Consider the following 25,770-nt stretch of genomic DNA (forward strand, 5'->3'; position numbering starts at 1 on the left):
AACCTGCCCGCCGCTACAACCCCGCCAGATAGTCCACCAGCGCGGCGAGGTCGTCCGGCGACGTCGCTATCATGAGGTCCGACATGCCGGGATTGTTGCCGCGCGCGCGGCTGCGGAAATCGGCGATGGTTTTCGCGAGATAATCCCGCCCCATCCCGGCAAGCCGCGGCACGGTGCCGTCGCCCTGGAAGCGATCGAGGTGGCAGGCTGGACAGCCGACCGAAGCGCTGGCCGTGAGCGCCCTCGCTGCGACGTCCTTCGGCGCACGCGGCTGGCCGAGATCGGGCCACGGCTTCTGCGAAAAATATTCCGCGATCGCCAGCATGTCGTCGCGCTCGAACTGGGTCGCGATCGGCTGCATGATCTCGCTCTTGCGATCGCCGCGCTTGAAATCGCGGAGCTGAATATAGAGATAGCCGGCCTGCTGGCCCCAGATCGTCGGAATGGTCTTGTCGACCGGCTTGCCGTTCTCGCCGTGGCAACCGGCGCAGACCTGCACCTTCTCCTCGATCGTCTCCGCACGCGCCTGCCCCGCGATCAGCAGCAGCGCGACGCCGCACATCATCCATTTACCGAACATCACCTGATCCGAAAGGGTTATGATTCCCGTCATTGCGAGGAGCTCGCGACAAAATTGCAAGGCAATTTTGCGCTGAAGCGACGAAGCAATCCATGCTTCCGCACACGCGGCACAATGGATTGCTCCGCTTCGCTCGCAATGACGCGGCTGGGCCTCTTGTCCGAACAAAACCGAGGCGGGACCGGAGCGGCCCCGCCTCGCCGTCAATGCTTGCGTGCGCGATGATGCGCCCCGCCCCGGCTCAATCGAGCGAGAAGGCGATGATGTTGTTGCCGCGCTTGTAGTCGAGCTGGGTGTTGCCGCCCGCGCCGACTACGACATATTGCTTGCCGCCGATCATGTAGCTCGACGGCGGCGCGTTGACGCCCGCGCCGGCACGGAAGCTCCACAGCTCCTTGCCGTTCGACGAGTTGTAGGCCGCGAACTTGCCGTTGCCTTCGCCGGTGAACACCAGACCGCCGGCTGTCGCTAGGATGCCGCCGATCATCGGCTCGGGCGTCTTGACCTGCCACTTGATCTTGCCGGTGTTGTAGTTCACCGCCGTGATGTTGCCCGACTGCTTCTCGCTCGGGATCACCTTGAAGGCGCCGCCCAGCCACAGCTTGCCGTTCGGATAGGCCGAGCTCTCGACATGGTAGGTCATCGGCTGGTGCAGGTTGATGGCGTAGGCCAGTTCCTGTCCCGGATCGGTCGCGATCGGCGACCATTCGACGCCGCCATTGGCGCCGGGCAGCATGCGCGCGCCTTCCTTGGTCGGCAGCACCCACATGTTCTCCTGCGGCACCATCGCCTCGGAGAAGCGGATCAGGCTGCAGTCCTTGCGATCGTGCACATAGATGTGCCCGGTCTTGCCGGCATGAATGACGCCGGGAATGGTCTTGCCGTCCTTGTCCTTGACGTTGACCAGCACCGTCGGGCTGACCGCGTCGAGGTCCCAGACGTCATGGGCGATGTACTGGAAGTGGCAGACATACTTGCCGGTATCGAGATCGAGCGAGACCAGCGAGTTGGTGTAGAGGTTGTCGCCGGGCCGGTTCGAGCCGTCGAGGTCGGGCGACGGATTGCCGACCACGAAATAGATCCGGTTGGTGGCGAGATCGACCGACGGGTTCTGCCAAACGCCGCCGCCGAGCTTGGCATAGGGATCGCCGATCTTGGCGAGCATGTCCTTCTCGGCCTGGATGTTGCGGTGCATGTCGCGGCCGGTGGCATCCTTGGTCGCCCACACGCCGACCGAGTTCTCCGGAATGGTGTTGAAGTTCCAGAGCTGCTTGCCGGTCTTGGCGTCATAGGCGCGGACGAAACCGCGGATGCCGTATTCGCCGCCATTGGTGCCGATCAGCACCTTGTCCTTGACCACGGTCGGCGCCATCGTCTCGCTGTAGCCGAGCTCGGGATCGGCGATGTTGGTGGTCCAGACCACCTCGCCGGTCTTGGCGTTCAGCGCCAACAGCTTGGAATCCAGCGTCGCCAGATAGACCCGGTCGCCGAGCACCTGGACGCCGCGATTGTTGGGACCGCAGCAATAGACGGTGATCGGGCCCATCTTGTGAGCGTAATGCCAGAGCTGCTGGCCGGTCTTGGCGTCGAGCGCATAGACATGGCTGAACGAGGTCGTGACATACATCACGCCGTCGACCACGATTGGCGATGTCTCGAGCGACTCCTTGACGTCGGTCTGGAAAATCCAGGCGACGTGCAGGTTCTTCACATTGTCGCGGCTGATCTGCTTGCCCGGATAAAACCGTGTCTGGGCGTAATTTCCATTGGTGAGCAGGAAGTCCTTGGCGTTCTTGTCGGCGGCGTTGAGCTGCTCCTGGGTCACCGGCGGGACATTGGCGTTACCCAGAACCGACTGCTTCTCCTGCTTGACTTCCTGTGCGATGGCGGCACCCGACAACAGGCCAACGCCGACCGCTGCGGCGAATGCCGCGAGCCCTTTCACGTACATGGTCTCCCCCGTTATTTCTTGGTTGCAGTATCAGGGATGATGTTTGCTACTTCCCCTTCGAGGCCTGGCCGCCGTCGCCAGCGCGCGCCGTTGTGGCCTGGTTGCGCTGCAATAGGTGATCAAAAAAAGACAACGACAGGTATCGATGGACGGGTTCCATGTTAGCGCCGGCTTTCACAAAGACAACCGATGCGCTCAATGCGAAGCCGAAAGGGCATACGTTCGCGCGCCCGAAGCGCTGCGACCGCGGGCTTGCATCAATCCGAGCAATATCGGTGGCTTCCGGCGCCTTCGCACATCGCCGGACACATTCGCCTTCGCAGGCGCAGCACGCAAAATGAGACTAAACGTCAAGCGACGGCGTCGCGCGGGTGGCGGCCGGCTGAGGCCATCGTCTCAGCCGGCGCGATCGCCTCCTCCCGGATGACTCCCGAGTTACTCCCAAGCCCAGGTCGAGAAATCATTCTCGAACTGCGGCACATCCTTCCACACGCCCTTCAGCTTCTTGCTGGCGATCGTGATCAATTGCGGCTGGAACAGGAAGCCGGCCACCGCGTCGGTCGCCAGCATTCGCTGGGCGTCGCCGAGCAGCCTTGCGCGGCCGGCCTCGTCAGGCGTCGCCATGATCTGCTGGTACAGCGCGTTGAACGCCTCGGACTTGTAGCCGAGATAGTAGTCCGGCTCGGTCAGCTTCACGAGGTCGAACGGCTCGACATGCGCGACGATGGTGAGGTCGTAATTGTGCGGGCCGGTGAAAACCTGCGACAGCCACTGCGCCCATTCCACGTTTTCGATCTTGGCGACGATGCCGACCTTGGCGAGCTGCGCCGCGAGGATCTCGCCGCCCTGCCGCGCATAGGACGGCGGCGGCAGCTTGAGGCTGAGCTCGAGCGGCGTCTTGACCCCGGCCTCGGCCAGCAGCTTCCTGGCGAGCTCCGGATCGTAGGGATTGATGCCGGTGGTATCGACATAGCCGAGCGAACCGGGCGTGTAGAAGCTGCCGATCGGCGTGCCGAAGCCGTCGACCGCGCCGTCGATCATCGCCCTGCGGTCGATCGCGGCCAGAATGGCGCGGCGCACGCGGACGTCGTCGAGCGGCTTTTTGCGCTCGTTGATGCCGACGATGGTTTTGGTGCGCGAGCCGCCGATCAGGACATTGAAGCGCGGATCGGCCTTGAACTGCGCCAGGCTGCGCGCCGCCGCCACCCGCGGAAACGCGTCGACATCGCCCGATAGCAGGGAAGCGACCTGCGCGGCGGGATCGCTGATAAAGCGGATCGTCACCTTGGCGAGCTTGACCGCGGCGGCGTTGCGATACTCCGGCCACTTCATCAGCGTGATCGAGGAGCCCTTGGCCCAGCTGCCGAGCGTGTAGGGCCCGGTGCCGACCGGCTGGGTCGCATCGGTCGGCGCGCTCTTCGGCTCGACGATCGAGCCCGAGGCCTGGCCGAGCAGGAACGGCAGGTTCGGCTCGGAATATTTCAACGCGACGACGACGGTCTCCGCATCGGGTGCCGTCACCGACGTGAACGCCTGGTACAGACTCTTGTCCTTGTTGGTCGAGGTCGGTGCCGCGGCGCGCTCGTAACTGAACTTCACCGCTGAGGAATCGAACGGCTCGCCATTGTGGAATTTGACACCCTTGCGGAGCTTGAAGGTGTAGGTCTTGAGATCCGCCGACGCCTGCCAGCTCTCGGCGAGCAGCGGCGACACCGAGCCGTCCTCGTTGATCTTGGTCAGCGTCTCATAGATGTTGTAGAGCGTGACCTCGGCGATTGCCGCGGCGGCCGCGTTGGTCGGATCGAGCCCGGGCGGCTCCAGCGTCATGCCCATCACGACGCTGTCCTTCTTGCCCTGCGCGAGGCTCGGCAGCGGCGCTGCGGCGAGTGCGGCAGCGGTCGCGATGACCCACAATTTCCTCAACATTGCTCTGCTCCCCGGACCTGCTCGTTCTTCAATCCAGGCCAGCCCCGCACAGCGGACTAACCGGCCTCGGCGACCACGGGCGGCAGCGCCATCACCGCTTCGGCGTGATGGCAGGCCGCCAGATGGGCGTCACCCACGCTGCGTAGCGCAGGCGCGGTCTCGCGACAATGCCGGTCCGCCAAAGGACAGCGCGGCGCGTAAGGGCAGCCGGTTGCCGCGGACGCCTGCGAGACGATCGCCTGCGCGCCGCGGCGCCGCCTGATGCCACCGGCCCGCGCCCGCGGAACCGCATCCAGCAGCGCGCGCGTATAGGGATGGGCGCTGCGCGCGAACAGATCGGCGGGGCGCCCCTGCTCGACAATCCGCCCGAGATACATCACCGCGATCTCGTCGCAGAGCAGATCGACCACCGCGAGGTCGTGGCTGATCAGGATGTAGCTCAGGCCGAACTCGTCCTGCAGGTCCTGCATCAGGTTGAGCACCTGCGCCTGCACCGAGACATCGAGCGCCGAGACCGGCTCGTCGGCGACGATCAGCTTCGGCTGGGTGATCAGCGCGCGCGCGATCGCGATGCGCTGGCGCTGGCCGCCGGAGAATTCGTGCGGGAACTTGTCCATGTCAGCATCGCGCAGTCCGACCTGCCGCAACACGATGGCGACGCGCTCGCGCAGGCCTGCGCGATCGATGCGCCCGAGCGCGGTCAGCGGCTCGGCCACGATCCGCGCGATGGTCTGGCGCGGATCGAGCGAGCCATAGGGATCCTGGAACACCATCTGGAAATCGCGGCGCGCGCGGCGCAGCTCATCCGGCGGGATCTGGTTGAGATCGCGGCCCATCATGACGACCTGCCCCGACGACGGCCGCTCCAGCGCCATCACCAGACGCGCAAAGGTCGACTTGCCCGACCCGGACTCGCCGACCACGCCGAGGCTCTTGCCCGGCATCACCCGGAGCGTGACACCATTGAGCGCGTGCACCTTCGCTGCCGGCTTGAACAGGCTTTCGCGCGGCAGCGTGTAGCGCTGCGCAAGGTCTCTCACATCGAGCAACGGCGTTGCGGATGATGGCTGGTCGAGCACCGTCATGCGCCGACGTCCCCAGCGGCCATCGAGACATCAGTCCTGATGCAGCGCACGCCATGGCTCCCGCCAACATCGACGACAGCCGGCAGCGCCGTCCGGCAGCGCTTCTCGACGATCGCGCAGCGGTCCGCGAAGGTGCAGCCGGCGGGCAGGTCGGCCAATTCAGGCACGGTGCCGGCGATGGTCTTGAGCCGCGTCCCCTTCCGCGCGCCGAGCCGCGGCCGCGCACGGAACAGGCCCTGCGTGTACGGATGTCCCATCCGCGTGAACACGGCACCGGTCGCGCCGTTCTCGACGACGGTGCCGCCATACATCACCATCATGCGCTCGACATTCTCGGCGATCACGCCGAGATCGTGCGAGATCAGGATCATCGACATGCCGCGCTCCGCGACAAGGTCGGCGATCAGATCGAGGATCTGGCCCTGGATCGTGACGTCGAGCGCCGTGGTCGGCTCGTCGGCGATCAGCAGATCGGGCTGGCAGGCCAGCGCCATCGCGATCGTGATGCGCTGGCGCTGGCCGCCGGAGAACTGGTGCGGATAGGCATCGGCGCGCTTCGCCGCATCCGGTAGCCCGACGCGATCGAGCAACGCGATAGCCTCCTGCCGCGCCTCCGCCGCCGAGATGCCGGTGTGGCGCAGCAAGGGCTCGGCGACCTGATGCCCGATCGTGCGCATCGGATTGAGCGCGGTCATCGGCTCCTGGAAGATCATGCTGATGCGGTTGCCGCGCAGTTTGCAATAGGCCGTATCAGGCAGGCCGACGAGCTCTGCGCCGTCGAGCCGGATGCTGCCACTGATCCTGGCGCTGTCCGGCAACAGCCCCATCAGCGCCAGCGCCGTGACCGACTTGCCGCAACCGGATTCGCCGACCAGCCCAAGCGTCTCGCCGCGGCGAAGCGCAAAGCTGACGCCGCGGACGGCCTGGGCCGGACCGCGGCTGGTGTTGAGCCGGACGCCCAGGTCCTTTACCTCGATCAGCGACGCGTCACTCATGCTCAGCGCTCCCGTGCCAGACGAGGATCGAGCAGATCGCGCAAGCCATCGCCGAGCAGATTGAGCCCGAGCACCGCGATCGCGATCGCGGCGCCGGGACAGACCGCAAGCATCGGCGATTGGAACAGCAGGGTCTGGGCGTCATTGAGCATGCGGCCCCAGGACGGCTGCGGCGGCTGGGTGCCGAGCCCGAGATAGGACAGCGCGGCCTCGGCGAGGATCGCCAGCGCGAACTGGATCGTCGCTTGCACGATCAGGATCGACAGGATGTTCGGCAGCACGTGCTCGATGGTGATGCGAAACGAGCCCTTGCCCGCCGCGCGCGCGGCCAGCACGAACTCGCGGGCCCAGATCGCATTGGCCGAGCCGCGGGTGATGCGAACGAAGGACGGGATCTGGAAGATGCCGATCGCCGTGATCGAGGTCAGCATGCCGGGACCTGCGACGGCGGCGAGCATGATGGCCGACAGCACCGCCGGGAAAGCGAAGGTGAAGTCGCTCATCCGCATGATGAGCTCCTCGGTCCAGCCCTTGCGCGCGGCTGCGATCAGGCCGAGGCCGACGCCGAAGCTCAGGCCGATGCCCACCGCGATGACGCCGACCATGATGGTGGAGCGCGCCCCGACCAGCAGCAGCGAGACGATGTCGCGGCCGAGCACGTCGGTGCCGAGCCAGTGCGCCGCCGACGGCGGGCGCAGTTTCGCGGCAACGTCGATGTCGGTGGCCGGCCACGGCGTCCAGACCAGCGACAGCAGCGCCGCGCCGAGCACGAGCAGGCTGAGCACGGCACCGAGCACGAAGCTGCGGTGGCGCAGCGCACGGCGCCGGAAGCCGGTCGCCGGTCCCGCGCCCGGTGCAATCGTTGCCGTGGCGGCGGATGCGGTCGATCGCGCGCTCACAGGTTGGCCACCTTGATACGCGGATCGATGAAGGCATAGAGCACATCGACCACGAAATTGACTGTCACGACCATCGCGGCGAGCAGCATCACGCAGTTGCGCACCACGATCAGGTCGCGGTTGGCGATCGACTGGAAGATCAGCCGGCCGAGGCCCGGCAGATAGAACACGTTCTCGATCACGATGGTGCCGGCCAGCAGATTGGCGAATTGCAGGCCCATCACGGTCATGACCGGGATCATGGCGTTGCGCAGCACGTGGCGCCACAGCACCTCGCGCTTGCCGAGCCCCTTTGCGCGCGCGGTGCGGACGAAGTCTTCGCGCAGCACCTCCAGTACGGCGGAGCGGGTGACGCGGGCAAGGATTGCAGCCTGCACCACCGCGAGCGAGATCGCGGGCAGCAGCAGCGACTTGATTCCGGGCCAGACGCCGTCATCCCAGCCGGCGAACCCGCCGGCGGACAGCAACTGCAGCTTCACCGAGAACAGCAGGATCAAGAGGATCGCGAACCAGAAGTTCGGCAGCGCAATGCCGATCTGGGTCAGCGACATCACGCCGACATCGCCGAGCTTGTTGTGGTTGGCCGCGGTGTAGATTCCGGCCGTCAACGCCAGCACCACCGTGATCAGCATCGACATGATCGCGAGCGGGATCGTCAGCACCAGCCGCTCCGCGATCAGGCCGGCCACCGGCGTGCCATAGACATAGCTGTTGCCGAGATCGCCGGCCGCCATGCCCTTGATCCAGAGCAGGTAACGAACCGCAAGCGGCTGATCGAGCCCGAGCTTGACGGTGAGCGCGCGCACCGCATCGGGCGAGGCGTCGGCGCCCATCAGCATCTGGGCGGCATTGCCGGGCAGCGCGTCGAGCACCAGGAAAATGATCAACGACGCCGCGAACAACGTCGCCACCAGGGTCAGGATCCGCCGCAGGAAGAATACGCTCATGCCCGCCCAACGTGTGAGGAACGGAGCGCAGGTTTCAACATGTTCGCGCGCGAATGCAAGCCCTTCGCCGCGCCATTCATCATGTCAGCGCCGGTCTGCGGCCGAGCAGGTCGCTGGCCTCTTCGAACAGCGCCGCGACGCGCAGGAGTTCCGCATCGGCCCGGAAGCGGCCGACCAGATGCAGGCCGATCGGGAGGCCGTCGCGGCCGAAACCTGCGGGAATGCTGACCGCAGGATGGCCGGTCATGTTGAACAGCATGGTCCAGGGAAACCAGTGCGGCCGGACACTGTCAAAGCTTTGACCGTCGATATCGATGCTGCCGAATAGATCCTGGTCGATCGGCAGTGCGGTGCGGGTCAGCGTCGGCATCGCCAGGAGGTCGCCGCGCGCAAGCAGCGACTGGATCCGGCGGAACAGCGCGGTGCGGTCGAACATCGCCTGCTGGTACTCGACGCCGCTGACCTCGGCGGCCAGCGCGAGCTGCTTCAGGAAGGTCGGGCTGAGGTCGTCGGGATGATCGGCCGCGAGCTTCCCGAAGCGGGTGCGCCAGACCGTGTGATTAATGGCGCGCCAGATCGGCTCGATATCGAAGCCGTCGCCGGAGAATTCCTCGATTTCGGCGCCGAGGCCGGCCAGCCGGTCGAGGCTCGCCTTGAAGTTAGCGGCGACGTCCGCAGTCACCGGGCGCCCCGGCGGCGACAGGCAGTAGAGCACCTGCCTGCCCCTGAGATCGCCGCGCGGTGCGGCGCGATTGAGATAGTCGGGCACCGGCACGCCGATCGACCAGGGATCGGACGGGTCCTCACCGGCCATCGCCTGCATCATCAGCGCGGTGTCGGCGACCGTCCGCGTGGTCGGCGTGACATAGGTCTGGTTGCCGAAGGCGTCCTGCACCTGACTGTGCGGGATCAGGCCGTTGCTCTGCTTGATCCCGACCACGCCGTTGCAGGCGGCCGGAATCCGGGTTGAGCCGCCGCCGTCGGTCGCAACCGCAAGCGGCGCGATGCCGCTCGCCACCGCCACCGCCGCGCCGCCGCTGGAACCGCCGCTGGATCGCTCGGCGCTCCAGGCATTGCGGGTGCGGCCGAACAGCGGCGAGTCGGTCAGGCACTTGCTGCCGAACTCCGGCGTCGTGGTCTTGCCGATCAAAATGCCCCCCTGCACACGCAGGCGGGCCACCGCCACCGCATCGTGATTGGGGACGTTGTTCTGGTAGGGCACCGCGCCGAAGGTCGTCCGCACGCCCTTGGTGCTGACGATGTCCTTCACGGTGAAGGGAATGCCGTGCAGCAAACCGAGCGGCTCGCCGGCCGTCACCTGGCGTTCCGCGAGCTTCGCCTGCGCCATCGCCTGATCGCCGCACAACGTGATGAAGCAGTTCAGCTCGGGTTGCAGCCGCTCGGCGCGGGCCAGCACCGCCGCCGTCACCTCGACGGGGGAGATTTCCCTGGCACCGATGCGCGCGCGCAATTCGGTCGCCGATAGAAGACAGATATCCCCACTCATCCTGACGCACGCTCTCCAGAAGCCGGTCAGCAGCCTTGACCGCGTTGACAGCCAGAATGCCTGCCATGTTTACTCGGCGTCCAATACGAATTTGAAGGCCAACCCATACGTTTTCGGTATGCCTATGGATCTACGCCGGCTTCGTTACTTCGTGGCAGTGGCTGAGGAACGCAGCGTCGGCAAGGCCGCCGAGCGGCTGCGGATGGCGCAGCCGCCACTGTCCGTGCAGATCCGCAAGCTCGAGGCCGAGCTCGGCACGCCCTTGTTCCGTCGCGGCACGCGGGGCATGGATCTGACCGAGGCCGGCCTCGCACTGCTGTCGCGAGCGAGTGAGGCATTGGCGCTGGCAGAGGAAGGGTTGGAGGCCGCGCGCGCGATCGCCTCCGGGCAGCGCGGACGGCTCTCGGTCGGCTACATGTTCGTGCTGGCGAGCGCCGTGCTGCCGCGCTTGGTGCCGGAGCTGCGGCGATCGCTTCCCGGAGTGGATCTGGATTTCGTGGAGCTCTCTGCATCGACCCGCGAGACCTTGCTGCTCGACCGCGCCGTCAGCGTCGCCTTGTGCATGCCGGCGATCCACCATCCGGAAATCCAGGTGGCCCGGATCGGAACGCAGCCGCTGATGCTGGCAATGCCGGCGCGCTCGCCGCTCGCCCGCCTCTCCGCAGTGCCGGTCAGCCGATTGCAGGGACGCCCGCTGATCGCCCTGCCGCGGCCGGAGGAAGAGCCCACCTCGTCGGCGGTGTCGGCGATGCTGCGGCGGCATCAGGTCGTGATGCCGATCGTCAGCCGGGTGGAGACCGTGCACTCGGCGCTCGGCCTCGTGCTCGCCGGCGAGGGACTGGCGATCCTGCCGGCGTGCGCCAAGCTCGGCGCGCCGCCCGGCATCGCGTTCCGCCGCTTCGTCGACATCACTGATGCGATCGAGATCGCGGCCTGCTGGCGGCGCGATTCCGCGAGTCCATTGATCCCGGGTTTCCTCAAGAGCGCCGAGAAGATCGTGGCGCGGCTGTGACGAACACTCGCGGCCGCTACCGAGCGATTACCAAGCGTCCCTAGGCAATTCCCCGCTCCGTGGCGGATCGGCGCCCGGGCGCGTGCAGGTGAAGGCGGCGCATTTGCAGGCAAAGGACAGAGCGCGGGTGAGCTCGGCCGCGCTGATCTCGCGCAGTCGCCGCCGGTCGATCCTGTTCAATCGATGCAACGCCGCGAGCATCGCCGCCTGAAAGCTGTCGCCGGCTCCGATCGTGTCGACGACCTTCACCACCGGCGCCTTGACCTCGATCGGTCCGGCCTTGCGATGCCAAGCCAAGGCGCCATCATTGCCGCGCGTGATGACGACAAGCGATGCACCGCCCGACAGAAGCGCTTCGGCGCGCGCCGCGTAGGCCTCGTCGCCGAACAGATAGGCGAAGTCGACGTCGGACATCTTCACAATGTCCGCCTTGACGCAAAACGCCAGTATCCGTGCGCGATAGGCGTCCTTGTCCTTGACGAGGTTCGGCCGGCAGTTCGGATCGAGCGCGATCGTCACGTTCGCTCGCGCATCCTCGATAAAGGCCAGCGTCTCGGTCGCGCCCTGGTCATGGACCAGCGTGGTCGAACCGGTGTGAAGGCAGGTGACACCGTCGAGCGCGATCGCTTCGCGCCGATAGGTCCAGTTCCGCGACGCGGTGTCGGCGTCATAGAAGGCGTATTGCGTCTCGGTGCCGGTCACGCGCGCAAAAGCCAGCGTGGCCTGGCGGTCGCTGCGCGTCGCGCGGCTGAGATCGACGCCGGAGGCCGTGGCATGATCGGCGATCATCCGGCCGAACGTGTCGGTCGAGATGCCGCCGACAAAGCCGGTGGGAACATCGAGCCGGGCGCTGCCGATCGCGATGTTGAGGCAGGAGCCGCCGACCGCGGGCGTCAGGGCCTCGCGCCCATCCGCCGTCCGCGACGGCAGGAAATCGATCAGCGCATCTCCGCAACTCAGCAGCATACACGCACCTCAATCCGGCGCGGCGCCGGGCGCCCGCTTCATCGCCTCGCGGCTGTCGCGATCGAGCTGGCGCAGCATCTTGTGCACGCCGCGCTTCTTGCGATGGAAATCGGCAAGCTCGGGCCGCGTCGGCTCGCTCAGCCGGCCGAGTGCCGACATGCCGGCCATCGCCGCATTGATCGAGTTGTGTGCGCCGCTGGCGACCGCGCCCAGCATCGCAGCGCCCAGCAGAACGGGTTCCTGGGTCTGAGGTAACGCCACCGTATAGCCGGTGGTGTCGGCCATGATCTGGCGCACCAGCGGACTGCGGCTGGCGCCGCCGCCGATCACGATGGTCTTGCCGCTGACGCCGTGGGCCTGCAGCGCCTCGATGACGTCGGCAAGGCCATAGGCCAGCCCGCACAGGCCGGCGACGAACAGCCGCTCCAGCGCCGACACATCGGTGTCGAGGTCGAGCCCCGCGATCACCGCGCGCGAGCCAGGGTCGGCATAGGGCGAGCGGTTGCCGAGGAATTCCGGCAGGACGTGAACGTTGCGTGCGAGCAGCGCGGCCGCGCCGGCATTGCCGCTGCGCGCCAGGATGCGCTTTTCGAGGTACTCAATGACATCGACGCCGTCGGTCTTCGCAGCCAGCAAGACCTCACTATGCGCCGGATGCGATTTGAGCAGATGATCGATCGCTGCACCCGCAGCGGATTGGCCGCCCTCGTTGAGCCAGAAGCCCGGCACCATGCCTTCGAAATACGGACCCCACACGCCGGGCACGAAACAGGGATCGACCGTCGTCGCCATGATACAGGCCGACGTTCCCATGATGTAGGCCAGCCGCTGGCAGACATCGACCTCGGCGCCCGAGCCGTCGCGGCCGCCGATCGCGCCGACACCGCCGGCATGGGCATCGATCAAGGAGGCACCGACCGCGGTTCCCGGCACGAGGCCGAGATCGCGCGCGGCATCCTCCGACAGCCCGCGGCCGAGCGGCGAGCCGGGCGGCACGATCTCGGTGCCGATCTTCCCGAAGCGATCGGCAGCGAGCGCCTCGAGCCCGACCCGTTTCAGGAAGGATTCGCTCCAGCCCCCCTCACCCGCGACGTAGGTCCATTTGCAGGTGACCGTGCAGGTCGAGCGCGCCAGCGAGCCGGAGGCGCGAAACGAGAGATAGTCGGCGAGATCGAAGAAGTGACCGGCGGCCTCGAAGGTCGCCGGCAGATGCCGCTTCAGCCAGAGGATTTTTGGGATCTCCATCTCCGGCGAGATGGCACCGCCGACATAGCGCAGCACGCGGTCGCCGGTCGCGTTGACGAATTCGGTCTCGTCCATCGCGCGGTGATCCATCCAGACCACGACGTTGCGCGCGGGATCGCCGGACGGGCTGACGGTCAGCGGCCGGCCGGCTCCGTCGAGCACGACCAGCGAGCAGGTCGCGTCGAACCCGATACCCTTGACGTGCTCGGCTGCGACCGCCGCCTCCCGCATCGCGTTACGCACGGACGCCACGCAGGCCGCCCAAATGTCATCGGAGGATTGCTCGACGATATCGCCGGGCTCGTGCCAGACCCGAATCGGGTGCCGGGCCGAGCCCAATAGTTTCCCGGTCTCGTCAAATACGCCCGCCCGGGCGCTGGTGCTCCCGACGTCCACCCCGATATAGGCTTGCCGCATGTTCGCTCCGTTATTTCCGGCGCGAGCTTACCAGCAAGTGTAGCCGCCATCGACCAGGACGATGCTTCCGGTCATCAGGCTCGCGGCGTCGGAGGCCAGGAACAGCACCACGGAGGCGACCTCGTCGACCTGCCCCATCCGCGCCATCGGGGTTCCACCGATCCAGGCGTCGTACATCTTGGGGCTGTTCTTCACGAAGGCGTTCAGTGGCGTCTCGATATAGGTCGGCGCTACGGCATTGACGCGTACTCCACGCGCGCCCCACTCGGCGGCGAGCGATTTGGTCAGATGGTGCACCGCAGCCTTGGAGGCGTTGTAGAAGCACTGCTCCTGCGGCTTGTTGACGATGAAGCCGGACATCGAGCCGACGTTGACGATGGTGCCGGACTTCGCCTTCAGCATGTGATTGCCGAAGGCGCGGCAGCACCAGAAGGTGCCGTTCAGGTTGACGTCGACGACGTTGAGCCAGTGCTCGTCGGTCACCGTCTCGGCCGGCGTCTCGCTGCGGGCGATGCCGGCATTGTTGACCAGAATGTCGACCTTGCCATATTTGCGGACCAGCTCGTCGGCGACCGCCGCGACGCGGCCGGAATCCGTCACGTCCATCAGCGCGATATCGGCGTCGAGGCCCTTGGCCTTCAGCGCCGCCTGCGCGTCATTGGCGACCTTGGCGTCGCGGTCGCCGATGATGACCTTGGCGCCGGCTTCCGCGAGTGCTTCGGCGCAGGCGAGCCCGATGCCCTGACCGGCGCCGGTGATGATGGCGGTCTTGCCGCCGAGCTTGAATTTTTCCAGATACATTTTCTTCTTCCTTTGCCTAAAGCCCACGTTTCGCGGGCGTGCCGCCCCGGCCAGAGCGAGATCAACTGCTGAGGATTACGCGCGGATCGATTTGCCGCTGTCGTCGAAACGGTGGATGCGCGCCGGATCCGGGATCAGCGACACCTTGTCGCCGGGGTGCAGGTCGAGCTCGCCGACATAGCGCGCGGTCAGCATCCCGAGCGGCCCGGCATCGACATAAAGGAAGGTGTCGCTGCCGAGGTGCTCGGCAACCGAGACGGTACCGTGCCAGCCGCCCTGCCCGTTGCGCTCGACCTTCAAATGCTCGGGTCGCACGCCGATGGTGGTCGCGCCCTGCTGCTTGGCGAGCTCACCGGTGACGAAATTCATCTTCGGCGAGCCGATGAAGCCGGCGACGAACAGGTTGTTGGGCTTCTCGTAGAGTTCGAGCGGCGAGCCGTATTGCTCGATCTTGCCGCCGTTCAGCACCACGATCTTGTCGGCCATGGTCATGGCCTCGACCTGGTCGTGGGTGACGTAGATCGCCGTGGTGCCGAGCTGCTTCTGCAGCCGCGTCACCTCGAGCCGCATCTGCACCCGCAGCGCTGCATCGAGGTTCGACAACGGCTCGTCGAACAGGAACGCCTTCGGCTCGCGCACGATGGCGCGGCCGATCGCAACCCGCTGGCGCTGGCCGCCGGACAGCTCGCGCGGCTTGCGGTCGAGATAGGGCGTCAGGTTGAGCGTCGCCGCGGCGGCCTCGACCTTGCGGTTGATCTCGTCCTTGGCGATGCCCGCCATCTTCAGACCGAACGCGATGTTGCCGCGCACGCTCATATGCGGATAGAGCGCGTAGGACTGGAACACCATCGACAGCCCGCGCTTGGCCGGCGGCACATCGACCACGTTGCGTCCGTCGATCAGGATGGCGCCGCCGGTGACGTCCTCGAGCCCCGCGATCAGTCTGAGCAGCGTGGTCTTGCCGCAGCCGGACGGGCCGACGAACACGACGAACGAGCCGTCGGCGATCTCGAGGTCGGCGCCCTTGATGATGTGGACCGGCCCGAACGATTTTTGCACACCCTGCAGCGTAATCTGACCCATGGGACAAGCCTTTCTGCTACTTGACCGCGCCGAAGGTCAGGCCGCGGACGAGCTGCCGCTGACTGAACCAGCCGAGCACGAGAATGGGCGCGATCGCGAGCGTCGACGCCGCCGACAATTTGGCCCAGAACAATCCTTCCGGGCTGGAATAGGATGCGATGAACACGGTGAGCGGCGCAGCCTCGAGCGTCGACAGATTGAGGGTCCAGAACGCCTCGTTCCACGCCAGGATCAGGTTGAGCAGCAAGGTCGAGGCGAGTCCCGGCACCGCCATCGGCGTCAGCACGTAGATCAGCTCGCGCCCGATCGTGGCGCCGTCCATCCGCGCCGCCTCGAGGATGTCCTTCGGGATCTCCTTGAAATAGGTGAACAGCATCCAGATCACGATCGGCAGATTGCCGAGGCACAGGATAAAGATCAGGCCGGAGCGGGTGTCGAGCAGGCCGAAGGTGCGGTAAATCAGGTAGATCGGCACCAGCACGCCGACCGGCGGCATCATCTTGGTGGAGAGCATCCAGAGCAGCACGTCCTTGGTCCGCTTGGTCGGCGAGAACGCCATCGACCACGCCGCCGGGATCGCGATCAGCATTGCGATCAAGGTCGAGCCGCCGGCGATGATGATCGAGTTGAGCGCGTGGTGGAAATAGTCGCTGCGCTCCTGCACGGTGACGTAGTTCTCCGTGGTCCAGTGGAAGAACAGGAACGAGGGCGGGATCGCGAACGCCTCGAGCTCGGTCTTGAAGCTCGCCAGCACCATCCAGAGGATCGGGAAGAAAATCAGGAAGCCGACCAGCCAGGCCGCCGCCGTAGAGATCACCTTGTTCCGTGTCGTGACCATCCGCGCCATGACGTTACGCCTCCAGATTCCGGCCGACGATGCGAACGAGGAAGAACGCGACGATGTTGGCGAGCACCACCGCGACCAGGCCGCCCGCCGAAGCGCTGCCGACGTCGTACTGGATCAGCGCCTGCGAATAGATCAGGAAGGCGATGTTGGTGGTCTGCAGGCCGGGGCCGCCGCCTGTGGTGACGAAGATCTCCGCGAACACCGTGAGCAAAAAGATGGTCTCGATCAGGATCACCACCGTAATCGGACGCGCCAGATGCGGCAGCGTGATGTAGATGAAGGTCGAGATCGCGCTCGCGCCGTCCATCTCGGCCGCTTCCTTCTGCTCCTCGTCGAGCGATTGCAGCGCGGTCAGCAGGATCAGGGTCGCGAACGGCAGCCACTGCCAGGAGATGATCAGGATCACCGAGAACAGCGGCGCGTCGTTGAACCAGTCGATCGCCGGCAGCCCGAACAGATGCGCGATCCAGGCGAACAGGCCCGACACCGGATGCATCAGCAGGTTCTTCCAGACCAGCGCGCTCACCGTCGGCATCACGAAGAACGGCGCGATCACCATCAGGCGGACGATCGAGAGCCCGACCACCTGCTGATCGAGCAGCAGCGCCAGCGGCACGCCGAGGATGATCGTGATCGCGAGCACCGAGCCGACCAGCACCAGTGTGTTCTGCAACGAGGCGAGGAAAGCCGGATCGGTGAGGAAGTAGCGAAAGTTCTCCAGCCCGACGAAGGATTCGGAGCCGGGATCGAGCAGATTGTAGTGCAGGGTCGCGAAGTAGATCGTGAGCGCCAGCGGCACGATCATCCAGATGAACAGCAGCGCCACGGCGGGCGTGAGCAGCGTGCGTGCGAGCAGTTGGGTCTGCTGGGTCGCCATCCCCGCCTCCTTCTTTTGGGAAAGGAGCGACCATCCCGCTGCGGGACAGGATGGTCGCAAGTAGCCAGCTCGGGAGGTCTAAGCTGGTCGGGCGGCCGGGGCGTTTGACGCGCCCTGGCGATCGGATCACGTGGACTACTTGATATAGCCCGCGCGCTTCATCTCGCGCTCGGTCGCGGACTGCGCAGCCGAGAGCGCCGCATCGACCGTGGTCGAGCCGGACAGCGCGGCTGAGAACTGCTGGCCGACCTGGGTGCCGATGCCCTGGAATTCAGGGATCGCCGCGTACTGCACGCCGACATACGGCACCGGCTTCACGGTCGGGTGGCTCGGATCGGCCGCATCGATCGAGGCCAAGGTCATCTTGGCGAAGGGGGCGACCTTCAGATAGTCGGGGTTCTTGTACAGCGAGGTGCGCGTGCCGGGCGGCACGTTGGACCAGCCTTCCTTCGCCGCGACGAGCTTGGTGTAATCCTTGCTGGTGGCCCAGGCGATGAACTTCTCGGCCGCATCGACCTTCTTCGAGCCGGCGGGGATCGCGAGGCTCCACGCCCACAGCCAGTTGGCGTTCTTGCCGAGCCCGGTGTTCGGGGCCAGCGCGAAGCCGACCTTGTCGGCAACCTTGGAATCCTTCGGGTTGGTCACCATGGACGCCGCCACCGTGGCGTCGATCCACATCGCGCATTTGCCGGCGCTGAACAGCGCGAGGTTCTCGTTGAAGCCGTTGGACGAGGCGCCGGGAGGACCGGCCTGCTTCATCAGGTCAACGTAGGTCGCGAGGGTCTTCTTCCATTCCGGCGAATTGAACTGCGGCTCCCACTTCTCGTCGAACCAGCGCGCGCCGAACGAGTTGGACATCGCGGTCAGGAACGCCATGTTCTCGCCCCAGCCGGCCTTGCCGCGCAGGCAGATGCCGTAGACACCGCCGGCCTTGTCGTTCAGCTTCTTGGCGGCGTCAACCACGAAGTCCCAGGTAGGGCTTTCCGGCATCTTGAGGCCAGCCTTGTCGAACAGGTCGGTGCGGTACATCACCATCGAGCTCTCGCCGTAGAACGGCGCGGCATAGAGCTTGCCGTCGACCGTGACCGCATCCTTGATCTTCGGCAGCAGATCATTGACGTCGTAGTCAGCGCCGAGCTTGTCGAGCGGCACCAGCCAGTTCTTCTTGGCCCAGATCGGCACCTCATAGGTACCGATGGTCAACACGTCGAACTGACCGCCCTTGGTGGCGATGTCGGTGGTCACGCGCTGGCGCAGCACGTTCTCCTCAAGCGTCACCCATTTCACTGTGATGTCGGGGTTCTTCGCGGTGAATTCGCTGGTGAGCCCCTGCATGCGGATCATGTCGCTGTTGTTGACGGTCGCCACCGTCAACGTGGTCTGGGCGATCGAGGGGGCAGAGATCAAAAGACTGGCCGCGCCCGCAACGGCGCAAAGGACGTTTTTCACGGTGACCTCCCTTATGTCACGTTGAGCATATGCCCACGTGTTGAGCGTATGTTCATCCTGTCGCTAAAATTTGTCAAGCGCGCGGCTGCGCCGTCCCGCGCGATCGCGGGTTCCACTACAGCCTGGAAGGGAGTTTTTGCGGGAGCGAAAAGAGCGTTTAGCGGTCCAGCACTGCGCGCGCGGTGGCCTCATCGGTGATGAGACCGTTGATCACCCTGCCCGCCAGCGCGGCCTTGATCGAGGGCACCTTGGCGACGCCGACGGCGGCCGCGATCGTGGTCGAGACCGCGGGGATCTGTGGCGGAATGCTGGTCAACCGCTTGTTGGTGCCGCCCTTGATCAGCCGGCCCTTGGCGTCATAGGCCCAGCCGGTCACCTCGCCGACCGCGCCGAGCCGCATCATCTCCAGCAACTCCTCGCGGGTGACGAAGCCGTCGACATGGACCTGGGCCTTCTGGTCCATCTGGCCGATCCCGATCAGGCGCAGATCGGCCTTGGCGGCGACCGCCCTCACCCGCGCGATCGGGTCGATGCGAACCATGCGGTTGCGCTCGTCCTCGCTCGACATCAGGAACGGCAGCGGCATCGGGTAATGCCGCGCGCCGGTGCGGTCGGCGAGCCGTCCGACCGTATCGTAGAAGCTCGCCGAACCATCGGCGGAAATGTTGCCGACCAGCGAGACGATCTGGTGGTCGGGCCGCTCGATCGGCGAGACCCGCTCGACAGCGGCGCGCACCGCGCGGCCGGTGCCGAGTGCCACGATCACAGGGGTCTCCGAGCGCAGCGTCGTCTCCAGCAGATTGGCGCTACGCTCGGCAATTCCCGCATTCGACAGCGGTGCCGCCGGATCTGTCGGCACGACGTCGCAATGCACCAGATCGAATCGCGCCTTCAGCCGCGAGGCCAGCTCCATGCAGGCCGCAATCGGGTGTTCGAGCCGAAACGTGATCAGCCGCTCCGCCAGGCACAGCGACACCAGGCGCTGCGCCGAGGCGCGCGACACCTGCAGCATCTTTGCGATCTCGTCCTGGGTGTGGCCCGCGATGAAATACAGCCAGCCGGCGCGCGCCGCATCATCCAGGCGAGACTTTTCGTTGTCGGGCGCAGCCATCGTCGTACGTCAGCCTTCGTTCCAGAAATCCGTCATCGCGGCGAAGATTCGATCTGCCCCGGCTTGCCGCAGCAGAGCACTGCCGTCCGCCAGCCGATAGTGGGCGCCACCGACAAATCCCCACACTTTCATCCCCGCCGCCTTCGCCGCGGTCACGCCGCTGACGCTGTCCTCGATGACCAGCGTGCGGCGCGGCTCGGCGCCCATTCTGCCGGCGGCAAACAGGAAGAGATCCGGCGCCGGCTTGCCATGCGCGACCATCTGAGCGGTGTAAAGCCTCGGTCCGAAGCTGGCGGCGAGCCCCGTCAGCTCCAGCGAAAACTTCACCCGATCGAGATCGCTCGACGAGGCGACGCAAGACGGCAGGTGCAATTCCGCGAGCACGGCGGCGATGCCCGCAATCGGCTTCAGCTGCGCGCGGAAGGTCTCGCGGACCTGGTGCGCCAATTGGGGCAGGAAGGTCTCGGGCAACGGTTTGCCGATGCCCAGGCAATATTCGAGCAGGGCCGTGGTGCTGCGCCCGAGGAAGAGTTCGAGCGCCCGTTCGGTGCTCATCTCGATGCCGGCCTGGACCATGGCTTCGGCGAGACAGCGGCAGCTCAATTCCTCGCTGTCGACGAGCACGCCGTCGCAGTCGAAGATGACCAGATCGGTCTCGGGAAGCCGGGGATCCATCCCGGCATGAGATCATATGCTCACGACATGAGCAATAGATCACAATTTCCGCGCAGAATGCCGCGCCTCAAATGGTCGCGGTGCACCGTCAATCATGCTGTGCGACAAGGCGAAATGCCGCATGACACACCTCTGATCGCGACCGTCGTCGCGGGCCTCGGACTTGCCTTCGTCTTCGGAACCATCGCCCAGCGTTTCCGGGTTCCGCCACTGGTCGGCTATCTGCTCGCGGGCGTCGCCGTGGGTCCGTTCACGCCCGGCTTCGTCGCCGATCAGGCGCTGGCGACGGAGCTTGCCGAGCTCGGTATCATCCTGCTGATGTTCGGCGTCGGCCTGCATTTCTCGCTCAACGACCTGCTGTCGGTGCGCGCGATCGCGGTGCCCGGCGCCATTGCGCAGATCGCGGTCGCGACGCTGATGGGCCTCGGCCTCGCACTCCTGATGGGCTGGACGGTCGGCGCCGGGCTGGTGTTCGGGCTGGCACTGTCGGTCGCAAGTACCGTCGTGCTGTTGCGCGCGCTGCAGGAGCGCCGGCTGACGGACACCGAGCGCGGCAAGATCGCGGTCGGCTGGCTGATCGTCGAAGACCTCGCCATGGTGCTCGCGCTGGTGCTGTTCCCGGCGGTCGCGAGCTTCCAGGGCGGCGATGGTGGCGCGGCGCTGATCTCCGACCCGCTCGCGACGCGTTTCGGCCTCGGGCTGAGCGGCGTGCTGGTGCTGACGCTGATCAAGATCGCCGTGTTCATCGCGCTGATGCTTGTGGTCGGACGGCGGCTGATCCCGTGGATCCTGCACTATATCGCGCACACCGGCTCGCGCGAGCTGTTCCGGCTGACCGTGCTTGCGATCGCGCTCTGCATCGCGTTCGGCGCGACCAAGCTGTTCGGGGTCTCGCTGGCGCTCGGCGCCTTCTTTGCCGGGATGATGCTGCGGGAATCGCCGCTCAGCCAGCGCGCCGCCCAGGAGACGCTGCCGCTGCGTGACGCGTTCGCGGTGCTGTTCTTCGTCTCGGTCGGCATGCTGTTCGATCCGCTCAGCGTGGTGCGCGAGCCTTGGCCGTTCGCAGCGACCTTGTTCGTCATCGTGGTCGGCAAGTCGCTCGCCGCGCTCTTGATCGTCGTGCTGTTCCGCCACCCGATGGCCACCGCCCTGATGATCTCGGCGAGCCTCGCCCAGATCGGCGAATTCTCCTTCATCCTGGCGGAGCTCGGCGTCGCGCTCAATCTGCTGCCGAAAGCCGGCCGTGACCTGATCCTGGCCGGCGCGATCTTCTCGATCATGCTCAACCCGCTGGTGTTCGCGGTGATCGATTGGCTGACAGCGCGCCTCGAGAAGCCGGAGACCACCTCGCCGACCACCGCAACCGCCGAGCCGATCCCGACGACCAAGCTGCAAGACCACACCATCCTGGTCGGCTACGGCCGGGTCGGCAGCATCGTCGGCGACGCCCTGCATCTGCGCAACGCGCCGTTCCTCGCGGTCGAGGCGTCCGACGACATGGTCGCAACGCTCAAGCAGCGCGGCATCGAAGCCCTGATGGGCAACGCCGCGCGCGCCAGCGTGCTGCGCGCGACCAATCCGGCCGGCGCGCGATCGCTGGTCATTGCCATCCCCGAGGCGTTCGAGGCCGGACAGATCGTCGAGCAGGCCCGTGCGGCCAATGCCGACATCCAGATCATCGCGCGGGCGCATTCCGATGCCGAGGTCGATCACCTGAAGGGGCTCGGAGCCGACATCGTGATCATGGGCGAGCGCGAGATTGCCCGTGGCATGATCGAGGAGCTCGACCGGCGACACCCGGCTGTTGCCGCGCTCGATGCGGGAGCAGCCGCGAGAGAAGACTCCGCAGCCTGAAGGCAACCGAGCCCACCGGCCTGACGCGGCAACGCCCACGCCACGCCGGGTAAGAAGGGGATCAAGATTTGGCGTTCAAGAGCCCGCACGTTTCGCTGGTGTCGTTCTCGATCGAGATCGGCGCCGAGGCCACGACCAACGTGATGCAGATCGAGACCGACCTGCATCTGAACACGCGACATCCGCGCTACGACGCAGCCGCAATCGAACGGCTGGTGCGCGACGCGCAGGCCTATCTTGCCGGCAATGCCGACCAGATCACGCAAATCAGGCTGGTTTCCAACCGCAGCGGCCAGACTTGAGGACATCAACTGCCCAGGAATGCGGGCGCGAGGTCTTCCTGCACGATGATGTTGGCAGCCTCCGTCGTCAGCTCGCTGCCGACCAGATCCAGATTCTTCGCAGCCTCAAACAGCATCGAGCGGACGTCATCTCGCGTCAGCACGCCCTTCGCGATCAGCTTGCGCACCAGCGCCTGCAAAATCAGAACGTCGATCTCGCCATGAGCGAGCGGCGTCGGCTTGTCCGTCATGATCTCATCTCCGAGGGCTGAGTTCGCCGCAGATTAGCGTGGCGACGACGCAATATCCTTGTGCAATTCCTCGAACGCGCGGCGCAGCCCATGCAGCTGGTCGACCAGATGCAGGATGACGTCGATCCCCTCATCGTTGACCCCGAAGTCGCCCTTCAGGTCGCGGATCAGATGCGCACGCGCGAGGTCAGTGTCGGAGAAGCTGACCTCGTGAGCGGTCTCGTCCGGGACGAGCCATTGCTGCTCGATCCAGAACTCCAGGGTCCGCACCTCGAGACCCGCATCGATGAGGAATTGCTGCTTGTTCATGATGCACCATCCTCGCGCGGATTGAACGCCTTGCGATCCCAGTTCGCGACGAACGCCTCGAGCGCGGGATCGGGTCCCTTGGGCAGGACCACTTTGAGCTTGACGAACTCATCACCATGACCGCCGCCGACCTTCGGTGCGCCCTTGCCGCGCAACCGCATCGTCGTGCCGGTGTTGGAGCCCTTGGGAACCGTCATGGTCACGGCACCGGTCGGGGTCGGAACATTGACCTTGCCGCCGAGCACCGCCTCGGACAGCGAGATCGGCAATTCCAGCGAGATGTCGTCGCCCTCGCGAGTGAAGCGTGGATCGGGGCGCACCTCGACCTCGATCAGCGCATCGCCGGGACCGCCTTTGCCGCTGCCCGGCATGCCCTTGCCGCGCAGCCGAATGATTTGGCCGTCGAGCAGCCCGGGCGGGATCGTCACGTCGAGCGTGCCGCCGTCAGGAAGCGTCAGGCGCTTGCTGGCGCCGGCGATCGATTCCGCGAAGTCGATCGCAAGGCTGTAGTGCAGATCGCGGCCGCGCCGGTTGGCGCGCGCCTGCTCGCTGCGCCGAAGCAGTTCGGCGAACGCGTCGTCCTGGTCCATGTAGTCGGCATAGCCGGAGCTGTCCGCGTACGGATGTCCCTCACCGGCGGTGGCGAAATCCCGGTAGTAGCGATGCTGCGGCCGTTCCGCGCCGCTCTCATCGATCTCGCCGGCGTCGAAGCGTTTGCGCTTGTCGGCATCCGAGAGCAGATCGTTGGCGGCCGCGACTTCCTTGAACTTCTCTTCGGCCGCCTTGTCACCCGGGTTGAGATCCGGATGCAGCTTCTTCGCCAGCTTTCGATAGGCCTTCTGGATGTCGGCCGCAGACGCCGTCGGGGCAACGCCAAGAACCTCGTACGGATTTCTCACAACCTGCTCCGCAACACCGTGAGTGCACCTGCAATCATGAGGGCGCAAATGCGGACGATTTGCAAGTGCGCCGGCGCGCCGCCCGGCACGGCGGCGCAGCATCTCTGCTCACGTCACGCTGCAACTGGATCAGGACGTATGTCCGGGATCCAGATAGTTCGGGATGTTCTTTTGCTGCTGCGGCGTCATCTTGGCGGTGTCCGGCTTGCCCGGCACGCCCCTCGGACCGAGCAGGGCCCGCTGCATATCGTCCTCGCTGAGGCGAGGTTTGCCGTCGTCAAGCTGTCCGCTACCACCGTGACTCTGTGCCATGACCGACCTCCAGCGATGATCGCTTGCGCGCGGACGAAGATATCGCGCTCCGCCGGGATGAGCCAGCGGAGCGCGACCGTTCCGTTAGTGCTCCTGCCGCTTCTCTTCTGCAGGGTGACCTGCGGGAGGCGCAGCATGCGGCGGCGCCTGAACGTGCGGCGCGGCCTGAACGTGCGGCTCCGGCCGTGCCGCCGGCTGCGGATGCGCCTCAGGGCGTGCCATCGTCTCTGGCCGCGCTTCCGGCCTTGCCGCAGGCTCCGGTCGCGGTTCGGGCCTTGCGGCCTGCTCCGGCCGCGCGACGGGCTTCGCGGCAGGCTCGGGCCGCGGCTCCTCCTTGCGCACCTCTTCGGGCCGCTTCTCCGGTGCGGCAGGCCGCGCCGCTTCCGTTGCAGGCCGCGGCTCAGCCTTCGGCTCGGCGGCGGGCGCTGCGCGCTTCTCCTCGACCGCGGGCCTGTTCTCCTGCGCGGAGGGATGCGCCGCCGGAACTTCCTTGCCGGGGACCGGAAGCACGTGGGACTCAGCCGGTGCGGGCCGCGGCTCGACCTTCGTCTCGGGCGCAGGCGCAGCCCGCTTCTGCTCGACCGCAGGCTTGTTCTCCTGAGCTTGCGGGTGCGCCGCCGGAGCCTCTTTCCCGGGGACCGGAAGCGCATGCGATTCAGCCGGCGCCGGAGCACCCGGCCGCGCCGGCTCTGTGGCCGCCGGTTTTGCAGCGGTGGCGGGCACCGCCTCGCCGGCCGGCCGCGCGCGGACCACGCCCGGTCCCTTCAATTCGCCGGGACGTGCCGTCGCGCCGACAGCGGGCACGCCGTTGTTGGCGCGCTTGAACAGGCTCGGATCCTGGCTTGCGGTCTCGACCTGCTTGCGTTGCAACGGCGTCGCCGCGAAATGCTGCTCCTTGGCAACAGCACGTTCAGCCGGCGTCGGCCGCACCTCGATGCCGCCGCGACCGCCATTGTAGCTGACATTGTTGATGGTGGTCTGATTGATGGTGACGTTCTTCTCGTAGACGTTGGTGATCCGCGCGCCTTGCAGATTGTTCACGGTGCGATTGTAGAAGAAATTGCCGTGATCCCAGCGGCCGCCCTCATAGCCTGAGCCGCCGTAGCCGAAACCGTAATTGACGCCGCCGTAGAACCCGACGCGATCACCCCAATAGCCCTGGTGGAAAATGAAACCGCCGCCGAACGCGCCCCAGTAACCGGGAGTCCACAGCAGGCCGACCCGCGGCGGCTGCACCCAGGTGCCCGGCACCCAATAGTAATCGCCGCGATCCTCATCCCACGACCAATTGCCCGGCGACCACATGTAGCCGGGACCAGGAACCGGCGGCTGATCGTAGGTCGGCAACGGCGGCGGCGCGGTCTCGACCGCAGAGACCGGCGCGCACGCCGCATCTTGCGCGTTTGCCGGCACGGCCGCCGTCGCAGAGAACAGTGCCGCTGCAATCGCTGCACACGACACGGTCGAAAGGAGACGAGTTGTCATTGGGAG

The 25,770-nt window shown here is 66.1% G+C and carries 25 protein-coding genes; 3 read left to right on the forward strand and 22 right to left on the reverse strand.

The genetic code is table 11. The annotated features are described in order from the left end of the window. Positions 1-13: 13 nt before the first annotated feature. The 8 genes from BRSPCE3_RS25975 to BRSPCE3_RS26010 all read right to left on the reverse strand — a co-directional run bounded on the left by BRSPCE3_RS25975 (position 14) and on the right by BRSPCE3_RS26010 (position 9,890). On the reverse strand, positions 14-613 hold the full coding sequence (locus BRSPCE3_RS25975; protein ID WP_244069138.1) for a c-type cytochrome: 600 nt from the start codon (positions 611-613) through the stop codon (positions 14-16). 208 nt (positions 614-821) lie between these two features. Next, positions 822-2,531 (reverse strand): PQQ-binding-like beta-propeller repeat protein, encoded by a 1,710-nt coding sequence (locus tag BRSPCE3_RS25980; protein ID WP_244069139.1) that lies wholly within the window; start codon positions 2,529-2,531, stop codon positions 822-824. 435 nt (positions 2,532-2,966) lie between these two features. Beyond that, the gene (locus BRSPCE3_RS25985; RefSeq protein WP_244069140.1) at positions 2,967-4,457 is read right to left on the reverse strand and encodes an ABC transporter substrate-binding protein; all 1,491 of its coding nucleotides are present in this window, start codon (positions 4,455-4,457) and stop codon (positions 2,967-2,969) included. Between the two features lie 56 nt (positions 4,458-4,513). After that, positions 4,514-5,542 (reverse strand): ABC transporter ATP-binding protein, encoded by a 1,029-nt coding sequence (locus tag BRSPCE3_RS25990; RefSeq protein ID WP_244069141.1) that lies wholly within the window; start codon positions 5,540-5,542, stop codon positions 4,514-4,516. Continuing rightward, positions 5,539-6,537 (reverse strand): ABC transporter ATP-binding protein, encoded by a 999-nt coding sequence (locus BRSPCE3_RS25995; protein ID WP_244069142.1) that lies wholly within the window; start codon positions 6,535-6,537, stop codon positions 5,539-5,541. The genes BRSPCE3_RS25990 and BRSPCE3_RS25995 overlap by 4 nt, the downstream gene beginning before the upstream one ends. Positions 6,538-6,539: 2 nt before the next feature. Further along, positions 6,540-7,397, reverse strand: a complete 858-nt coding sequence (locus BRSPCE3_RS26000; RefSeq protein ID WP_244069486.1) for an ABC transporter permease — start codon at positions 7,395-7,397, stop codon at positions 6,540-6,542. 35 nt (positions 7,398-7,432) lie between these two features. Continuing rightward, the gene (locus tag BRSPCE3_RS26005; RefSeq protein ID WP_244069143.1) at positions 7,433-8,383 is read right to left on the reverse strand and encodes an ABC transporter permease; all 951 of its coding nucleotides are present in this window, start codon (positions 8,381-8,383) and stop codon (positions 7,433-7,435) included. Between the two features lie 79 nt (positions 8,384-8,462). Next, positions 8,463-9,890, reverse strand: coding sequence for an amidase (locus BRSPCE3_RS26010; protein ID WP_244069144.1), 1,428 nt, complete (start codon positions 9,888-9,890; stop codon positions 8,463-8,465). 124 nt (positions 9,891-10,014) lie between these two features. On the opposite strand from BRSPCE3_RS26010, the gene BRSPCE3_RS26015 reads away from it, so the two are divergent. Beyond that, positions 10,015-10,902 carry a LysR family transcriptional regulator gene (locus BRSPCE3_RS26015; RefSeq protein ID WP_244069487.1) on the forward strand — a complete coding sequence of 296 codons (888 nt, stop codon included), beginning with the start codon at positions 10,015-10,017 and terminating at the stop codon, positions 10,900-10,902. 27 nt (positions 10,903-10,929) lie between these two features. Here the strand turns inward: BRSPCE3_RS26015 and BRSPCE3_RS26020 are convergent, their stop codons facing one another. The 9 genes from BRSPCE3_RS26020 to BRSPCE3_RS26060 all read right to left on the reverse strand — a co-directional run bounded on the left by BRSPCE3_RS26020 (position 10,930) and on the right by BRSPCE3_RS26060 (position 20,373). Continuing rightward, positions 10,930-11,868 (reverse strand): carbohydrate kinase, encoded by a 939-nt coding sequence (locus BRSPCE3_RS26020; RefSeq protein ID WP_244069145.1) that lies wholly within the window; start codon positions 11,866-11,868, stop codon positions 10,930-10,932. 9 nt (positions 11,869-11,877) lie between these two features. Further along, positions 11,878-13,530 (reverse strand): FGGY-family carbohydrate kinase, encoded by a 1,653-nt coding sequence (locus BRSPCE3_RS26025; RefSeq protein WP_244069146.1) that lies wholly within the window; start codon positions 13,528-13,530, stop codon positions 11,878-11,880. 27 nt (positions 13,531-13,557) lie between these two features. Beyond that, positions 13,558-14,331, reverse strand: coding sequence for an SDR family NAD(P)-dependent oxidoreductase (locus BRSPCE3_RS26030; RefSeq protein WP_244069147.1), 774 nt, complete (start codon positions 14,329-14,331; stop codon positions 13,558-13,560). Positions 14,332-14,406: 75 nt separating this feature from the next. Next, the gene (locus BRSPCE3_RS26035; RefSeq protein WP_244069148.1) at positions 14,407-15,414 is read right to left on the reverse strand and encodes an ABC transporter ATP-binding protein; all 1,008 of its coding nucleotides are present in this window, start codon (positions 15,412-15,414) and stop codon (positions 14,407-14,409) included. A gap of 16 nt (positions 15,415-15,430) precedes the next feature. Further along, positions 15,431-16,261: a carbohydrate ABC transporter permease gene (locus tag BRSPCE3_RS26040; protein WP_244069149.1), complete on the reverse strand. Its 831-nt coding sequence runs from the start codon at positions 16,259-16,261 to the stop codon at positions 15,431-15,433. A gap of 4 nt (positions 16,262-16,265) precedes the next feature. Further along, complete coding sequence (locus BRSPCE3_RS26045) at positions 16,266-17,138, reverse strand: carbohydrate ABC transporter permease (protein ID WP_024583852.1); 873 nt, start codon at positions 17,136-17,138, stop codon at positions 16,266-16,268. A gap of 135 nt (positions 17,139-17,273) precedes the next feature. Next, positions 17,274-18,587: a sugar ABC transporter substrate-binding protein gene (locus BRSPCE3_RS26050; protein ID WP_244069150.1), complete on the reverse strand. Its 1,314-nt coding sequence runs from the start codon at positions 18,585-18,587 to the stop codon at positions 17,274-17,276. Between the two features lie 157 nt (positions 18,588-18,744). Then, complete coding sequence (locus BRSPCE3_RS26055; protein WP_244069151.1) at positions 18,745-19,698, reverse strand: sugar-binding transcriptional regulator; 954 nt, start codon at positions 19,696-19,698, stop codon at positions 18,745-18,747. A 9-nt stretch (positions 19,699-19,707) separates the two neighbouring features. Continuing rightward, a complete protein-coding gene (locus BRSPCE3_RS26060) occupies positions 19,708-20,373 on the reverse strand; it encodes an HAD family hydrolase (RefSeq protein ID WP_244069152.1) in 666 nt (221 codons plus the stop codon). A gap of 114 nt (positions 20,374-20,487) precedes the next feature. On the opposite strand from BRSPCE3_RS26060, the gene ybaL reads away from it, so the two are divergent. Next, entirely contained in the window at positions 20,488-22,227 is a 1,740-nt protein-coding gene (ybaL, locus tag BRSPCE3_RS26065; protein ID WP_244069153.1) for a YbaL family putative K(+) efflux transporter, read from the forward strand. 68 nt (positions 22,228-22,295) lie between these two features. Beyond that, entirely contained in the window at positions 22,296-22,529 is a 234-nt protein-coding gene (locus BRSPCE3_RS26070; protein ID WP_244069154.1) for a hypothetical protein, read from the forward strand. Between the two features lie 5 nt (positions 22,530-22,534). On the opposite strand, the gene BRSPCE3_RS26075 is transcribed toward BRSPCE3_RS26070, so the two are convergent. From BRSPCE3_RS26075 to BRSPCE3_RS26095, 5 genes are all read right to left on the reverse strand, one after another. Next, entirely contained in the window at positions 22,535-22,759 is a 225-nt protein-coding gene (locus BRSPCE3_RS26075) for a hypothetical protein (protein WP_244069155.1), read from the reverse strand. A 33-nt stretch (positions 22,760-22,792) separates the two neighbouring features. Beyond that, a complete protein-coding gene (locus tag BRSPCE3_RS26080; protein WP_244069156.1) occupies positions 22,793-23,068 on the reverse strand; it encodes a chaperone modulator CbpM in 276 nt (91 codons plus the stop codon). Beyond that, on the reverse strand, positions 23,065-23,967 hold the full coding sequence (locus tag BRSPCE3_RS26085; protein WP_244069157.1) for a DnaJ C-terminal domain-containing protein: 903 nt from the start codon (positions 23,965-23,967) through the stop codon (positions 23,065-23,067). Before BRSPCE3_RS26085 ends, BRSPCE3_RS26080 begins: the two co-directional genes overlap by 4 nt. 129 nt (positions 23,968-24,096) lie before the next feature. Next, positions 24,097-24,279 (reverse strand): hypothetical protein, encoded by a 183-nt coding sequence (locus BRSPCE3_RS26090; RefSeq protein ID WP_244069158.1) that lies wholly within the window; start codon positions 24,277-24,279, stop codon positions 24,097-24,099. An 84-nt stretch (positions 24,280-24,363) separates the two neighbouring features. Next, positions 24,364-25,764, reverse strand: a complete 1,401-nt coding sequence (locus BRSPCE3_RS26095; protein ID WP_244069159.1) for a YXWGXW repeat-containing protein — start codon at positions 25,762-25,764, stop codon at positions 24,364-24,366. Between the last annotated feature and the right edge of the window lie 6 nt (positions 25,765-25,770).

It is taken from the genome of Bradyrhizobium sp. Ce-3 (genome assembly GCF_022835695.1).
Classification (GTDB): domain Bacteria; phylum Pseudomonadota; class Alphaproteobacteria; order Rhizobiales; family Xanthobacteraceae; genus Bradyrhizobium.

What these genes read in the sequence shown, in the direction of transcription:
- BRSPCE3_RS25985 (WP_244069140.1), bottom strand. Translation starts at nt 4,457, where the DNA reads ATGTTGAGGAAATTGTGGGTCATCGCGACCGCTGCCGCACTCGCCGCA.
- BRSPCE3_RS26080 (WP_244069156.1), bottom strand. Translation starts at nt 23,068, where the DNA reads ATGAACAAGCAGCAATTCCTCATCGATGCGGGTCTCGAGGTGCGGACC.
- BRSPCE3_RS26040 (WP_244069149.1), bottom strand. Translation starts at nt 16,261, where the DNA reads ATGGCGCGGATGGTCACGACACGGAACAAGGTGATCTCTACGGCGGCG.
- BRSPCE3_RS26015 (WP_244069487.1), top strand. Translation starts at nt 10,015, where the DNA reads ATGGATCTACGCCGGCTTCGTTACTTCGTGGCAGTGGCTGAGGAACGC.
- BRSPCE3_RS26030 (WP_244069147.1), bottom strand. Translation starts at nt 14,331, where the DNA reads ATGTATCTGGAAAAATTCAAGCTCGGCGGCAAGACCGCCATCATCACC.
- BRSPCE3_RS26035 (WP_244069148.1), bottom strand. Translation starts at nt 15,414, where the DNA reads ATGGGTCAGATTACGCTGCAGGGTGTGCAAAAATCGTTCGGGCCGGTC.
- BRSPCE3_RS26075 (WP_244069155.1), bottom strand. Translation starts at nt 22,759, where the DNA reads ATGACGGACAAGCCGACGCCGCTCGCTCATGGCGAGATCGACGTTCTG.
- BRSPCE3_RS25995 (WP_244069142.1), bottom strand. Translation starts at nt 6,537, where the DNA reads ATGAGTGACGCGTCGCTGATCGAGGTAAAGGACCTGGGCGTCCGGCTC.
- BRSPCE3_RS26060 (WP_244069152.1), bottom strand. Translation starts at nt 20,373, where the DNA reads ATGGATCCCCGGCTTCCCGAGACCGATCTGGTCATCTTCGACTGCGAC.
- BRSPCE3_RS26055 (WP_244069151.1), bottom strand. Translation starts at nt 19,698, where the DNA reads ATGGCTGCGCCCGACAACGAAAAGTCTCGCCTGGATGATGCGGCGCGC.
- BRSPCE3_RS26020 (WP_244069145.1), bottom strand. Translation starts at nt 11,868, where the DNA reads ATGCTGCTGAGTTGCGGAGATGCGCTGATCGATTTCCTGCCGTCGCGG.
- BRSPCE3_RS25980 (WP_244069139.1), bottom strand. Translation starts at nt 2,531, where the DNA reads ATGTACGTGAAAGGGCTCGCGGCATTCGCCGCAGCGGTCGGCGTTGGC.
- BRSPCE3_RS25990 (WP_244069141.1), bottom strand. Translation starts at nt 5,542, where the DNA reads ATGACGGTGCTCGACCAGCCATCATCCGCAACGCCGTTGCTCGATGTG.
- BRSPCE3_RS26090 (WP_244069158.1), bottom strand. Translation starts at nt 24,279, where the DNA reads ATGGCACAGAGTCACGGTGGTAGCGGACAGCTTGACGACGGCAAACCT.
- BRSPCE3_RS26005 (WP_244069143.1), bottom strand. Translation starts at nt 8,383, where the DNA reads ATGAGCGTATTCTTCCTGCGGCGGATCCTGACCCTGGTGGCGACGTTG.
- BRSPCE3_RS25975 (WP_244069138.1), bottom strand. Translation starts at nt 613, where the DNA reads ATGACGGGAATCATAACCCTTTCGGATCAGGTGATGTTCGGTAAATGG.
- BRSPCE3_RS26025 (WP_244069146.1), bottom strand. Translation starts at nt 13,530, where the DNA reads ATGCGGCAAGCCTATATCGGGGTGGACGTCGGGAGCACCAGCGCCCGG.
- BRSPCE3_RS26010 (WP_244069144.1), bottom strand. Translation starts at nt 9,890, where the DNA reads ATGAGTGGGGATATCTGTCTTCTATCGGCGACCGAATTGCGCGCGCGC.
- BRSPCE3_RS26095 (WP_244069159.1), bottom strand. Translation starts at nt 25,764, where the DNA reads ATGACAACTCGTCTCCTTTCGACCGTGTCGTGTGCAGCGATTGCAGCG.
- ybaL (WP_244069153.1), top strand. Translation starts at nt 20,488, where the DNA reads ATGCCGCATGACACACCTCTGATCGCGACCGTCGTCGCGGGCCTCGGA.
- BRSPCE3_RS26045 (WP_024583852.1), bottom strand. Translation starts at nt 17,138, where the DNA reads ATGGCGACCCAGCAGACCCAACTGCTCGCACGCACGCTGCTCACGCCC.